At 58.7% G+C, this 12,994-nt stretch carries 12 protein-coding genes, 1 other RNA gene and 1 pseudogene; 10 read left to right on the forward strand and 4 right to left on the reverse strand.

What is annotated here, in order from left to right; genetic code table 11:
* Positions 1 to 92: 92 nt before the first annotated feature.
* From ggt to LAP85_10800, 8 genes and pseudogenes are all read left to right on the forward strand, one after another.
* Entirely contained in the window at positions 93 to 1,754 is a 1,662-nt protein-coding gene (gene ggt / locus LAP85_10765; protein MBZ5496873.1) for a gamma-glutamyltransferase, read from the forward strand.
* A gap of 33 nt (positions 1,755 to 1,787) precedes the next feature.
* A complete protein-coding gene (gene lpxK, locus LAP85_10770; GenBank protein ID MBZ5496874.1) occupies positions 1,788 to 2,837 on the forward strand; it encodes a tetraacyldisaccharide 4'-kinase in 1,050 nt (349 codons plus the stop codon).
* 68 nt (positions 2,838 to 2,905) lie between these two features.
* Positions 2,906 to 3,931, forward strand: a complete 1,026-nt coding sequence (gene waaF / locus LAP85_10775; protein MBZ5496875.1) for a lipopolysaccharide heptosyltransferase II — start codon at positions 2,906 to 2,908, stop codon at positions 3,929 to 3,931.
* Positions 3,932 to 4,159: 228 nt separating this feature from the next.
* The gene (locus LAP85_10780; protein ID MBZ5496876.1) at positions 4,160 to 4,735 is read left to right on the forward strand and encodes an HAD family hydrolase; all 576 of its coding nucleotides are present in this window, start codon (positions 4,160 to 4,162) and stop codon (positions 4,733 to 4,735) included.
* A gap of 145 nt (positions 4,736 to 4,880) precedes the next feature.
* On the forward strand, positions 4,881 to 5,894 hold the full coding sequence (locus tag LAP85_10785; protein MBZ5496877.1) for a hypothetical protein: 1,014 nt from the start codon (positions 4,881 to 4,883) through the stop codon (positions 5,892 to 5,894).
* Between the two features lie 18 nt (positions 5,895 to 5,912).
* Complete coding sequence (locus LAP85_10790; protein MBZ5496878.1) at positions 5,913 to 6,407, forward strand: adenylyltransferase/cytidyltransferase family protein; 495 nt, start codon at positions 5,913 to 5,915, stop codon at positions 6,405 to 6,407.
* Positions 6,404 to 7,447: a glycosyltransferase family 9 protein gene (locus LAP85_10795; protein ID MBZ5496879.1), complete on the forward strand. Its 1,044-nt coding sequence runs from the start codon at positions 6,404 to 6,406 to the stop codon at positions 7,445 to 7,447. Before LAP85_10790 ends, LAP85_10795 begins: the two co-directional genes overlap by 4 nt.
* A pseudogene (locus LAP85_10800) lies at positions 7,348 to 8,298 on the forward strand (DUF3108 domain-containing protein). The gene LAP85_10795 and the pseudogene LAP85_10800 overlap by 100 nt, the downstream one beginning before the upstream one ends.
* A gap of 114 nt (positions 8,299 to 8,412) precedes the next feature.
* On the opposite strand, the gene rnpB reads toward LAP85_10800, so the two are convergent.
* The 3 genes from rnpB to LAP85_10815 form a co-directional block, all read right to left on the reverse strand.
* An RNA gene (rnpB, locus tag LAP85_10805) (RNase P RNA component class A) lies at positions 8,413 to 8,786 on the reverse strand.
* 177 nt (positions 8,787 to 8,963) lie between these two features.
* Positions 8,964 to 10,001, reverse strand: a complete 1,038-nt coding sequence (recA, locus tag LAP85_10810; GenBank protein MBZ5496880.1) for a recombinase RecA — start codon at positions 9,999 to 10,001, stop codon at positions 8,964 to 8,966.
* The gene (locus LAP85_10815; protein ID MBZ5496881.1) at positions 10,001 to 10,879 is read right to left on the reverse strand and encodes a 3-hydroxybutyryl-CoA dehydrogenase; all 879 of its coding nucleotides are present in this window, start codon (positions 10,877 to 10,879) and stop codon (positions 10,001 to 10,003) included. Before LAP85_10815 ends, recA begins: the two co-directional genes overlap by 1 nt.
* Positions 10,880 to 11,174: 295 nt before the next feature.
* Here LAP85_10815 and LAP85_10820 point away from each other — a divergent pair, with 295 nt between their 5' ends.
* Together LAP85_10820 and rpmB are read left to right on the forward strand one after the other, a co-directional pair.
* Positions 11,175 to 11,987: an SDR family oxidoreductase gene (locus LAP85_10820; protein MBZ5496882.1), complete on the forward strand. Its 813-nt coding sequence runs from the start codon at positions 11,175 to 11,177 to the stop codon at positions 11,985 to 11,987.
* A gap of 110 nt (positions 11,988 to 12,097) precedes the next feature.
* Positions 12,098 to 12,286 carry a 50S ribosomal protein L28 gene (gene rpmB, locus LAP85_10825; protein ID MBZ5496883.1) on the forward strand — a complete coding sequence of 63 codons (189 nt, stop codon included), beginning with the start codon at positions 12,098 to 12,100 and terminating at the stop codon, positions 12,284 to 12,286.
* Here the strand turns inward: rpmB and LAP85_10830 are convergent.
* Positions 12,283 to 12,660, reverse strand: a complete 378-nt coding sequence (locus tag LAP85_10830; GenBank protein MBZ5496884.1) for a RidA family protein — start codon at positions 12,658 to 12,660, stop codon at positions 12,283 to 12,285. The two genes, rpmB and LAP85_10830, sit on opposite strands and share 4 nt — an antisense overlap.
* Positions 12,661 to 12,994 lie beyond the last annotated feature (334 nt).

Raw genomic sequence — 12,994 nt, forward strand, 5'->3', positions numbered from 1 at the left:
ATCGTGAAAAACCCAAACCCGCAACTTTTTCACTGTTGAGGGCTCTGCGCGCAAGGATTATGATCTTTGCATTCAGGAGCAGCGTTGGGATTATGACCACTCGATGCGCCACGTTGCTGGCGCTTGCGCTTATGTATGGGGCAACGACCATGTCAGGACAGGATCGCAATGCACGCAGCATCTCGGGAACCAGGTCCCCCGTGCTGGCGCGGAACGGGATGGTTTGCACAAGCCAGCCGCTGGCTACCGCAGCGGGGCTCAGAATTCTTCAGGAAGGCGGGAATGCGATAGATGCCGCTGTTGCTGCGGCCGCCGTCCTGAACGTGGTCGAGCCTCACATGACGGGCATCGGCGGCGATATGTTCGCCATTGTCTACTGGAATAAGACCGGCGAACTGATCGGTCTGAATGCCAGCGGCCGTTCACCCTATGCTATGACCCTGGAATACCTGAAGAAAAAGGGCTATGCAAGCATGCCCCAGGATGGTGTTGACACGATCACAGTGCCCGGCGCGCTCGACGGCTGGTGCTCTCTTGTCGAGAGATTCGGCACCCTCAAGCTGGAGCGCATCCTGGCCTCGGCGGTTGATTATGCCGAGAAGGGTTTCCCGGTTTCGGAAATCATTGCCAACCAATGGAATGAGCAATCCGCAAAGCTCGCCAAGGATCCGTGGGCCGCGAAGACCTATCTTCCCGGCGGCAGGGCGCCGGCACATGGCGAGATCGCCTCCAACAAAAACCTGGCCGCGACCATGCGTCTGATCGCATCCGAAGGACGCAAGCCGTTCTACAACGGAGAGATCGCGGGCAAGATCGTGGAGGCGGTACGATCTCATGGAGGGGTGCTCAGCAGGAAGGATCTCGCAGATCACGGATCCGAATGGGTCAAGCCGATCAGCATCAACTACAAAGGGTACGACTTCTACGAATTACCTCCCAATGGGCAGGGTCTCGTTGCCCTGGAAATGCTGAATATCCTCGAAGGATATGATCTCAAGGCCTGGGGACACAATTCTGCAAGCTACCTTCATCATCTGGTCGAGGCCAAGAAGCTGGCTTTTGCTGATCGGGACTTCTACATCAGCGATCCGCAATTCGTCCGGATCCCCCTGGACCGGTTCCTGTCCAAGGACTACGCAGCGGAGCGACGGAAGCTCATTCCCCCGAACCAGGCCCGCGAGGAGTACCGCCCGGGAGGTTCGGAGCAGAGCGACACCGTCTACCTCACCGTCGTCGACAAGGATCACAATGCGGTGAGCTTCATCAACAGCCTGTACAGCGAGTTTGGATCGGGAATCGTCGCTGGAGACACAGGGATTTGCTTGCAGAGCCGCGGTTCGAGCTTCAAGCTGGATGAGGTTTCATGGAATCGCATTGAACCGCACAAGCGCCCAATGCATACGATCATCCCGGCGATGGTGTTGAAAAACGGCAAGCCATACTTCAGTTTTGGCGTCATGGGGGGAGATAATCAGCCGCAGGCCCACGTGCAGGTCTTCCTGAATCTGGTGGAGTTCGGCATGAACGTCCAGGAGGCCGGAGAGGCAGCCCGGTTCCGGCACACCGGCGGGCAGCTCGGAGTCGAATCCGGGATCGGGACCGATGTGCGGAGGCTGCTCACGTTGATGGGACACCGCGTTGTCGTGATGAACGACAGTTTCGGTGGCTATCAGGGTATCATCATCGATCCAGTCACCGGCGTGCTGATGGGCGGGAGCGATCCACGTAAAGACGGATGTGCCATGGGGTGGTAACCGCCCTGCCGTGAGCTTTGGAATTTGCGTCTGATGGCCGATATCATGTCACCGCTGTTTTACGTTCCCGGCCTTCTGTTCGAGGGCCTGGTGCGCCTGCGCAACCGATTGTACGATGCGTCTCTTCTGCGGCAGGACCGTCTCCCTTACCCTGTAATCAGCATCGGAAATCTGACTCTGGGAGGCAGCGGCAAAACACCGTTGGTCATTCATCTGGCGCAGACGGTCGCCCGAATGGGCGGAACGCCGGCGCTGCTGAGCCGGGGTTATGGTAGATTGGCAAAGAAACCCGTTGTTTTGTCGCCTGGTGAAGAGGTTCGCTTGCCGGTGCAGGTCCTGGGCGACGAACCCGCGCTTGTGCGACAGCGCGCGCCGCAGCTCTGGCTCGGAATCTCACCGGATCGTCATGCCGTCGGCCTTCAGATTGCTCAGCGCAATGTGCACCCGCTGTTCATTCTCGACGACGGCTTCCAGCATCGCCGCCTCAAGCGTGATCTGGATATCGTGGTGGTTGACCGCTCCCAGCCATTGGCCGGCAATCGTATGCTGCCCGGCGGGACGCTGCGGGAGCCGCTGGCAGGCCTCCGCAGGGCCGACTTGGTGGTGATCAACGGCCATTGCGGCAATCCGGAGCACGACCCTGTCGAGGCCTTGATTCGAAAAATCAAGCAAAACGCGTCAGTTTTTCACTGCACCCAGGCCATTGAGCGCCTGGTGCCGTTCACCGCCTGGCGGACAGGAGACTGCCAGGCCGCGCCGTACCCGGATGCCGGCCCTGCCTTTCTCGTAGCTGCCATCGGAAACCCAGAGAGGTTTCGCCGGGACGTTCAAGGGCTCGGAGCCGACATCCTGGGGGTGCGGTTCTTTCGAGACCATTTCTGCCTGCAACGGAGCCACTGGCTGTCCTGCGCCGCCGAGGCGCGCGCCGTGGGAGCAGCCGCACTCATCACGACCGAAAAGGACGCCATCAAGCTGACTGATGCGCTTGACCTTCCGATTTTCGTGGCGGCACAATCCGTCCATCTGTCCGAGCAGCAGGATCTGGAGTGGAGACTCCGAGCCATGATTGAAGGTGACAGGTGAGCCATTTTGATCCTAACCGGGTTCAGAGGCTGTTGGTCCGCGGCACCAACTGGGTCGGCGACGCCGTCATGTCTGTCCCTGCCCTCAAGGAGATCCGTCGCCGGTTTCCGAACGCCCGCATTTCCTTGCTCGTTCGTCCTTGGGTGCAGGATGTTTATGCCGCGGCCGATTTCGTCGATGAGATCCTTCTGTACCATAAACCAGGAAAGCACCAGGGTTGGAATGGAATGCGACGGCTCGCCGTGGAGCTCCGGCGCCGCCGTTTCGAGATGACCATCCTGCTCCAGAATGCCATAGAGGCTGCCCTGATCGCCTTCTGGGCGCGCATTCCCCTCAGGCTTGGGTACGCACGCGACGGGCGGAGGTTGCTGCTCACACATGCGATACAAATTGACCCTGCCGTGAGCGGCCTGCACCAGGCTTATTACTATCTGGGAATTCTCGCGGGCGCCGGGTTGATCGAAAACAGGCCATGGGAACACACCGATTACCGGTTGGACTCAATCGAGATCCGCGTGCGCGAGTCCGACTCGAGGGCTGCCCGGGAAATGCTGCGCACCCATGGGATAGATCCCGGCGCCCCAGTTGTCGGGCTCAATCCGGGCGCTTCCTATGGCAGCTCCAAGCGTTGGCCGACGGAGAGATTTGCAGCAGTCGCCGACACGCTCGCGCGCGAATTCGGGGCGCGCATCGTCATTTTCGGCGCCCCGAGGGAAATCCAAGTCGCATGCGAGGTCGCTGCGAGAATGATCTCGCAGCCCGTTGTCCTGGCTGGGCGAACGACGCTCGGCCAGCTTATGGGCCTCATCCGGGAATGTAACCTTTTCATCACCAACGACTCCGGCCCCATGCACCTTGCTGCGGCGCTCAATGTGCCGCAGCTGGCAATTTTCGGCTCCACGAGCGAAATTGCCACCGGCCCCCTCAGCGACCGGGCTCAGGTCATCAAGCATCAGGTCGACTGCAACCCATGTTTTCTGAGAGAGTGCCCGATAGACTTCCGGTGCATGCTCGGAGTCGCGGTAGATGACGTTGTCAGGGCAGCGCGGGGAAAACTCTCGGTGATTGACGCCGGCGGAGAGGTGAAGAATTGAAATTGTCGCGGCCGGAATTGCTCGAGCGTGGAAGCATCCCCCCGGACATCCCTGGCTCAAGCCGTCCCGGTCCGCGATGTTCTCCTGAGTCACCCGTAAATTAAACCTGTCCCCGCTTGTCAGCTGTGACTGTGATCACCTAATGAAGGGATTGTCTCAACGTCTTGAAATATCTGTGATTGCCGGGGCTCCGCCTCTTTGCTAGAGTCATGACTTTTGGGGGCCGAGATGAAGGGTGCGGTTTTTCTCGATCGAGACGGCACAGTGAGCGAAGAGGTAGGGTACGTCAATCACATCGATCGCTTCCACATATTCCCATGGTCGGCCCAGGCTGTGCGCAAGCTCAACCAGGCCGGGATTCCGGTTGTTCTGGTGACGAACCAGAGCGGCATTGCCCGAGGCTATTTTCCCGAGAGCCTGGTCCAGGAAATGCACCTCAAGCTCCAGGCCGAGTTGGGCCGCTTCGAGGCTCGGCTCGACGCCATTTATTATTGCCCGCATCATCCGGATGGCAAGGTGGAGGCGTATCGCAAGGTCTGCTCCTGTCGAAAGCCCGCGCCCGGCATGCTGCAGCGCGCCGCACACGATCTCGGCCTGGACTTAGGTGCGAGTTTCCTGGTCAGCGATCGCTATCAGGATTTGTCCATGGCATTCCAGGTCGGAGCGCGTGGGGTGCTGCTCCTCTCCGGCTATGGGAAAGGAGAATACCTTCATTTCAAGGATACCTGGCCCAGACCCCCGGACTGCGTCGCTGCGAATCTGCTCGAAGCCGTGGATTGGATCCTGCAGCAAATTGCGAGCTGAGGACATGCCGGAAACGAGAATCGGATCGAACTGCCGGAGGGTTTGATCAGGAATTCATCATGTCGCCGTCGTTTATCCTGGCGATGCTGTATATCCCTGCTATTATTCTTTTTTCCCATCTTGGTAAACCTGGAGTAGCTCGCACATGACGAATCGCTTGCAGACACGCGACCGGCTGCTTCGAATCGTGGGTCAGTTCGATAGCCGCAGACTTGCCGTCGCCGGTGACCTCATTGCGGATCAGTTTCTCTATGGCCAGACCTCGCGAGTATCCCGCGAAGCTCCCGTTCTTGTCCTTCAATACCGTGACCTGATCCGCGTGCCCGGTGGAGCCGCGAACGCAGCCAATAACCTCCTGGATCTAGATTGCCGTGTGATGCTGATCGGCGCTGTTGGGCGCGATCCGGCCGGCGCGGATCTGATTGGAATTCTTGGGGAAAAAGGAGCCGATGTTCGTCATATCACTCGGGTGGAAGCCTACTCGACGCCGGTCAAGACGAGAATTCTCGCAGGAGCTCACCATTCTTCGCCCCAGCAGATCGTTCGCGTAGACAGGGAGTCCAAGTTGCCTGCTGAGTTGCCGTCTCCCTGGCGCAAACTGCGTCGCGCCTTCCAGAAGTTGGACGGCATCATAATCAGCGACTATGGATACGGAGCCGCCAATCCTTCCCTGGTCCAGGAACTCAACCGCATGCGCAAGCATTCGGGCATTCCTCTGGTTGTCGACTCGCGATTCCGCATGGCGCAATTCCATGACGTTACCTCCATGACCCCCAACATCACCGAGCTGGAAGCGTCCGCGGGCGTCTCCATTCGGGGAGATCAGCAGATCCTGCACAAGGTGGCCCGCGGAATCCTGCGGAAGCAGAAACTAGGCTCACTCCTTGTGACGCAGGGCCGTTTCGGCATGACGCTGCTCGAACCACGCCGGGCTCCGGTCCATATCCCGATCTTCGGCACGGACGAGGTTGCTGATGTCACCGGTGCCGGCGACACCGTGATCGCTGTCTTTACGCTTGCCCTCTCCTGCGGCGCCTCGCCGGAGGACGCGGCCCGCCTCGCCAACTACGCAGGCGGCATCGTGGTTATGAAAAGGGGTACGGCGACCGTCAATCGCGAGGAATTGTATTCCGCTATCAGGCATGACATGTCTTCCTAGGGGCTGTCCGATTCGCACATGGTTATCGATCCCAAATCCAAAATCAGGAGCGTCACCGAGCTTGAGAAGCTGATTGCCGGCGCCCGGGACGCCGGGCGCCGGGTAGTCTTCGGCAACGGCTGCTTCGACCTGATTCACGTTGGCCATATCCGCTATCTCCAAGGGGCCAGAGCCCTCGGTGACCTTCTTGTTGTAGGAATTAACAGTGACGCCTCCGTGCGTGCTTTGAAAGGCACAGGAAGGCCGTTGCAGCCGCAAGGCGAGCGGGCAGAGATCATCGGATCACTGGAGTGCGTGGACTATCTGGTCCTTTTCGATGCCCCCACCGTCGAGGAGCTGTTGCTGGCTCTGAAACCGGACATCCATGCCAAGGGGACCGACTACACGAGCGAAAGCGTGCCCGAGCACGATATCGTCCGCTCCTATGGCGGCAAGGTGGCGATTGTCGGTGATCCCAAGGCACATTCTTCACGAGATTTGATCGGGACCATCCTGGCAAAAATGAGCCGATGAGAGATTCCCGTAGACTTTTGATCATTCGCCTCAGTTCGCTCGGCGACATCATCCATACGCTCCCCGCATTCCAGAGTTTGCGTTCTGCCGATCCCGAAGCCCGGATCGACTGGCTGGTCGAACGCAGGTTGGCGTTTCTCCTCAGTGCCGTCGAGGGCATTGATGAGATCCTGCCCGTGGACACTCGGGCGCTTCGGGCGGACCCGGCGCACCGCGAGAGCTGGCGCCGGCTTCTCGAACCCATCCGCGCAGTGCGCGCGCGGCACTACGACGTCGCCATCGACTTTCAAGGATTGCTCAAGACGGCCTTCCTGAGCCTGGCGAGCGGAGCCAAAAGCCGCATCGGATTCTCGAAGGCACTGGTGCGGGAGCGCCCGGCGCACTGGTTCTACCACCACGCCGTCGAAAAGCCCGCCACCCCCATGCATGTGGCGCGCCTGAATCTGCTCCTGGCACAGAAGGCCGGTGGCGCCCCTGGTGAGCTGCACGTGCGCCTGAGAGCGCCGGAAACAGACGTCCGTGCGATCGAGAACCACTTATTCGAGGAGCAACTTTCGGATTTTGTCGTCATCAACCCTGGAGGAGGCTGGCCGACCAAGTTATGGGAACCGGCTTGTTACGGCGCCTTGGCGGCGCGCATCCAAGGCGAATTGCGAACTCGCGTGGTCGTCACCACAGGCCCGGGGGAAGAGTCGCTTTATCAACTGATTGCGGACCATTGCACGGAACCGGTGCCCGTTCATTTTCATGTTCCCTTCCTGCAGCTGATTCCTCTGTTCCGGAGGGCGCGGCTCCTGGTCGCCGGAGACACGGGTCCGCTTCATCTCGCCTGTGCCCTGGAAACCCCGGTTGTGGGAATATTGGGACCGACCTCTCCAGTCAGGAACGGGCCCTGGTCGGGGAACGATGAGGTGGTGGCACACCATCTCCCCTGTAGCTTCTGCAACGGGAGGTCGTGCCCGACTCAGAACGAGTGCATGGATATTTCGGTGGAAGAGGTTTTCGCGGCGGTGGTGCGCCGCCTGGAGCGAGCGAAGTGAGGATCTCCTCTCTTGTCCACAATAGAATAGTCGCCGTAGTAAGCCTCGTCGTAGCCGCCGCCGGTCTTCTACCGGTCGCCTCGATCTCCCCTGCCGAGGCGGCGGGAAGTCCCGCCGCGACAGTCTCGGGATCGGGGCTCTTTGCGATAGGCGAACGCCTGGTTTATGACGTCGATTGGAACCCGCCCTGGTATCTCTTCTTCCTGCCGCCGATGGAGGCTGGCAAAGCCACCCTGAGCCTCGCGGAGGGAACGCAGTATCAGGGCCGCAGGGCGCTCAAGATCATATTCACGGCACGATCCAGCGGTACACTCACGAAGATGGCCGGCATTACAATCGATGATTACTACGAATTTACCACCGATGCCGAAACCTTCTGCACCTTCTGCGTAACGAAAAGAGAGCGCGAAGGAAAACGCATGCGCGACATCGATCTCGTCTATATGCCTGACCGCAGACAGCTTCATTTGCGCGAAGTCGATGTTTCCACGCCCGTCCACAGGGTTCTCAGGGACACGGACTACGATGGCATACCCCCTTGTGTGAAAGATCTTTTTTCGGCACTTTACGCTGTGAGGCAAACCAATCTTGAGGCGGGCTCCTTGACCCGGGTTCTCGTGGGCGAAAACCAGACCGTCAAGGAAGTCGAAGTCCGAGTGGAGAAACAGGAGCGGGTCTCCACACCAATGGGAGACTACAATGCCTGGCGAGTCAACACCATTGCAGTGTTGGGAGGCCTTTTCAAGAGCGGCGGGCAATTTCGTATGTGGCTATCGGCCGACGAACGCCGCATGCCGGTCAAGTTTGAGGCAAAAGTGAGTCTGGGAAAAGTAACCGGCAGCCTGCAGGAAGCACACTTTGGATCTTGGATTGCCGATTTTGGATTTGAAAGCCGGCTGCTGGGAAGGATCACCTGCGAATTCGTTGGTGACAAAATCCACAGTCCAGAATCCGAGTTTTCAAAGCGTCGGAGGCGTCCATAAGCCGAATTCTGTTTCCCTGCGAAGCAGAGACGGCAATCATTCATCTGGTCCCGGGATCACTCCCGGGATCTAGCGGTCTACCCAAAAGCATCGGACGGGCCATCCTTAATCCCTTTCGGGATCGCTTTTCTATTTGACCTTGCTCCGTGTGGGGTTTGCCCTGCCGTCATTGTTGCCAATAACGCGGTGCGCTCTTACCGCACCTTTTCACCCTTACCCCCAGTGATGAGGGCGGTATATTTTCTGTGGCACTTTCCGTAGGGTCGCCCCTCCCTCGCGTTACGAGGCACACTGCCCTGTGGAGTTCGGACTTTCCTCGATCCTGGAAACTGGACCGCGATTGCCTGTCCGCCTCCGACAGCCAATATTCTAATCAACTTTGCCGCGAATTGACACGAATAACCTGGAATCCGAGAGACCTTACTGCAGAATCCTGCTGGTTCGGGAGGAAAATCAACGTCTCAACGCAGAGCTCGCAAAGAGTGAGCATCATGAGCAAACCCTGCGTTGAGATTCTTTAGTAATCGGCTCTTCTACTTGGCTTTGACGTTGGCGGCGGCCGTATCCGGTTTCACGAGGCCAAGTAGCTGCCGCAGCTTGCCGTCCAACTCGAGCGCAATGTCACGATGCTCGCGCAGGAACTGTTTTGCGGCTTCCCGTCCCTGTCCCAGGCGCTCGGTCTTGTAGGAAAACCAGGATCCGCTCTTTTCGAGAAGCTTACGTTCGAGGGCAAGATCGACCAGGTCCCCTTCGTACGAAATACCCTGATTGTAAAGGATGTCGAACTCAGCCTCACGGAACGGGGGCGCGAGCTTGTTCTTGACCACCTTGGCCCGCGTTCGGTTCCCGACCACCACGTCGCCCTCCTTGATCGATCCGATGCGCCGGATGTCGACACGGATCGAAGAGTAAAACTTGAGAGCGCGGCCTCCGGTAGTGGTTTCCGGATTGCCGAACATGACGCCGATCTTCTCGCGCATCTGGTTTATAAATATGAGGCAGGTGTCGGACTTTGACACGATGGCGGTCAGCTTGCGCAAGGCCTGCGACATCAGCCTGGCCTGTAGGCCGGGGAGGGAGTCGCCCATTTCCCCCTCCAACTCCGCCTTGGGTACGAGGGCGGCCACCGAATCAATGACCAGAATATCAATCGCCCCACTACGAACGAGAACCTCAGCGATCTCCAGCGCCTGCTCGCCGCTGTCGGGCTGCGACACGAGAAGCTCATCGGTGTTGACTCCCAGCATCTTGGAATAGCTCGCATCCATGGCGTGCTCGGCGTCGATGAAGGCTGCGGATCCCCCGACCTTTTGCGCCTGGGCAATCGCGTGGAGCGCCAGCGTGGTCTTGCCGCTCGACTCCGGCCCGAAGATCTCCACTACTCGCCCTTTCGGAAATCCTCCCACGCCCAGAGCGGCGTCCAAAGAAATGGATCCGGTGGAAATCGACCTTACTCCCGAAGGATCCGTGCGGTCTCCCAGACGCATGATCGAGCCCTTGCCAAACTGCTTCTCGATCTGGGTCAGGGCCACCTCAATTGCTTTATTTCTGTTGCTACGCTCGTCCGCCATTAGGCTTTCCCTTCTTTTTCACGATAATCATAGAAGCCGCGGCTCGTTTTCCGTCCCAGCAGGCCGGCATCCACCATCTTCACCAGGAGCGGACAGGGCCGGTATTTCGGATCGCCGAGCCCATCGTGCATCACGCGCAGGATGTCCAGACAGACGTCAAGGCCAATAAAATCCGCGAGCGTGAGCGGCCCCATCGGGTGATTCATACCCAGCTTCATGACGGTGTCGATCGCTTCGCGCGAGCCCACGCCCTCCATAAGGGCATAGACAGCCTCATTGATCATGGGGAGCAGCACCCGGTTGGCAACGAAACCGGGATAATCCTGCACCTCGACCGCCGTCTTTCCGAGCACCACTGCCAGATCCAGGATCTTCCTGCATGTAGCGTCGGAAGTTTCCAAGCCTCTGATCACTTCAAGCAGCTTCATGATCGGCACAGGATTCATGAAGTGCATGCCGATGAAACGATCGGGCCGCCGGGTCGAAGCGGCCAGCTTAGTGATTGAAATGGATGACGTATTGGTAGCGAGGATCGCTTCGGGGCCGCAGATCCGGTCCAACTCCTGAAAGACCCCCGTCTTGATCGTCAGGTTCTCGTTGACCGCCTCCACAACCAGACTGCAGGAGGCAAACGCGGCGAGTCCCATCGAGGGCGAAATCCGGCTCAAAGCTGCATTGCGGTCCTGCACCGTAATCGTGCCCTTCTGGACGAAGCGGTCGAGGCTCTTCTCGATCGTCTTCATTGCGCGATCCAGAAACTCCTGGCGCACATCGGAAAAATGCACCAGATAACCCGCCTGTGCAAACACCTGGGCGATACCGCTCCCCATGGTGCCTGATCCGACCACGCCCACAATCCCTATCCCTGTTTTTTCCATGATCACTCCCCCAGGAGCAATATCGGTTTGGTGGATGCTACTCTATCTAACCCGTCAAGCGTCTCGGTGAGCCAAAAATCTTACACCCCTATCATCGCGCGGCGCAACCATTCGATGCAACGAACATAATGGCAAATGCGGATTTCATGCACCCCACCGATTTTTGCTCCTCAACCCGGTGGCTTGCGGGCGTTATTCATGTAATCTACTGCTGGGATTTGATCAGCAAACCGGTTGCATTCGGGCGGCTTGCTCCATAGAATTTTCTTTTTTGCTGCGACGCAGGGAGGTGGCAGTGGACGATTCCGGCTCATCCAGACAGAAGTGGGCGCTTATCCTGGGAGCTTCCAGCGGCTTCGGCGCCGCGGCAAGCCTGGCGTTGGCGCGCGGCGGTTTCCACATCTTCGGCGTCCACCTCGATCGGCGCGCGACGCTTCCCCATGCCGAGCGAGTCATTTTCGAGATCCGGAGCCTGGGGCAAAAAGCGGTGTTTTTCAACATCAACGCGGCCGACCCTGCCCGGCGTGCGGAGGTCATCCTGACCTGCAGGGAGGAGATCGCCATGACGCCGGGAAGCGGAGGAATCGATGCCCTGCTGCACTCTCTGGCCTTCGGAACCCTCAAGCCCTACATTTCGGACTCCGGCGAAGGCGTGATCAAGCCTGCTGACATGAACATGACGCTTGATGTAATGGCTCACAGCCTGGTCTATTGGGTTCAGGACCTGTTCGCCGCCGGACTTCTGCACAAGGGTGCCAAGATCTTTGCAATGACCAGCGCCGGAGGCCGCCGTGTCTGGCAGCGTTATGGCGCCGTTTCGGCTGCCAAAGCCGCCCTGGAATCCCATATCCGGCAGCTGGCCGTCGAGCTGGCACCCTATGGCATCAGCGCCAATGCCCTGCGAGCCGGCGTAACCGATACTCCGGCGGCGCGCAAGATCCCCGGCAACGAGCGTATGTTCGCTCACGCCCTCGAAACCAACCCCGCGAAGCGGCTGACACAACCTGAAGATGTGGCCGAGGCTCTGGTTGCACTTCTATCCTGCAGTTCGAACTGGATGACAGGGAACGTCATCGGCGTCGATGGCGGCGAAGATCTCACCGGCTGAAGACGATCTGCCGACGCCTGCTTTTTATCGGTCCGCTTCGGATCCGTCCTTGGCCGTTGACTCTCCCGATCCCACCTGCTAACATGTCGCGTTTTCGAATGGAGTGTTTTATGCCAATGCAATGTTATGTTTGCGCCAAGGCCCCGGTCTTTGGGCACACGATTTCCCACGCTCACAACGTCAGCTCCAGAAAGTTCTATCCCAACCTGCAGAGCATCCGGATCGTGGAGAAGGGGTCGGTGAAGCGCGTCCGCGTCTGCACCCGCTGCCTGCGGTCCGGCAAGGTCCAGAAGGCTTAGCCCAACGCGATCGCATCGAGCTGGATCAAGACCTCTTTAGGCAGCCGGGACACCTGCACCGTGGCCCGCGCTGGTTTTGCATTTCCGAGGAACTCCCCATAAACCTGGTTGAATCGGGCAAAATCATCCAGATTTGCCAGAAACACAGTGGTCTTCACAACCTGGTGTAGCCCGCTCCCCGCTGCCGTCAGAATCGCGGCCAGATTTTTCATCACCTGACGCGTTTGAGCGGCGATGTCGCCCGTGATTACCTCACCCGTTGCCGAATCAATCGGAATCTGGCCGGACACAAATAAGAATCCGTTGGCACGAATCGCCTGTGAATACGGCCCAATCGGGCTCGGGGCACTGTTTGTCTCGATGATTTCTCTCATGCATGCTCCATCGCAGGGGATCGTCGGCAGTAGCGGGGGGGCAAATTATTATCCGCCTCACCACCTGTGCCGACGGCCCGATGCTCCCTGCCTGCTGTCATGCCCCCTGCATTAACCTGAATAATTCATGAAGCAGAACGGCCGGCGCGTGAAAAGCAACAAAACTGGACACAGATAGACGCAGGCAGCATTTTCCCGCGTCCAAAACTGCATTTTGGTCGCACATTCATGAATAATCCGGGCTAAGGACAATACTGTTCACTTAACAAACGAAGTGTGGTATCCTGTGGTAAATTTTCACAGGAGGACCGCATATGGCACGTACCGTTGCTGA

This window comes from Terriglobia bacterium, from assembly GCA_020072565.1.
Lineage (GTDB): Bacteria > Acidobacteriota > UBA6911 > UBA6911 > UBA6911 > JAFNAG01.

Coding starts and splice junctions, on each gene's coding strand:
- LAP85_10795 (MBZ5496879.1), top strand. CDS start 6,404: ATGAGAGATTCCCGTAGACTTTTGATCATTCGCCTCAGTTCGCTCGGC.
- LAP85_10830 (MBZ5496884.1), bottom strand. CDS start 12,660: ATGAGAGAAATCATCGAGACAAACAGTGCCCCGAGCCCGATTGGGCCG.
- recA (MBZ5496880.1), bottom strand. CDS start 10,001: ATGGCGGACGAGCGTAGCAACAGAAATAAAGCAATTGAGGTGGCCCTG.
- lpxK (MBZ5496874.1), top strand. CDS start 1,788: ATGGCCGATATCATGTCACCGCTGTTTTACGTTCCCGGCCTTCTGTTC.
- waaF (MBZ5496875.1), top strand. CDS start 2,906: ATGTCTGTCCCTGCCCTCAAGGAGATCCGTCGCCGGTTTCCGAACGCC.
- ggt (MBZ5496873.1), top strand. CDS start 93: ATGACCACTCGATGCGCCACGTTGCTGGCGCTTGCGCTTATGTATGGG.
- LAP85_10780 (MBZ5496876.1), top strand. CDS start 4,160: ATGAAGGGTGCGGTTTTTCTCGATCGAGACGGCACAGTGAGCGAAGAG.
- LAP85_10815 (MBZ5496881.1), bottom strand. CDS start 10,879: ATGGAAAAAACAGGGATAGGGATTGTGGGCGTGGTCGGATCAGGCACC.
- LAP85_10785 (MBZ5496877.1), top strand. CDS start 4,881: ATGACGAATCGCTTGCAGACACGCGACCGGCTGCTTCGAATCGTGGGT.
- LAP85_10790 (MBZ5496878.1), top strand. CDS start 5,913: ATGGTTATCGATCCCAAATCCAAAATCAGGAGCGTCACCGAGCTTGAG.
- rpmB (MBZ5496883.1), top strand. CDS start 12,098: ATGCCAATGCAATGTTATGTTTGCGCCAAGGCCCCGGTCTTTGGGCAC.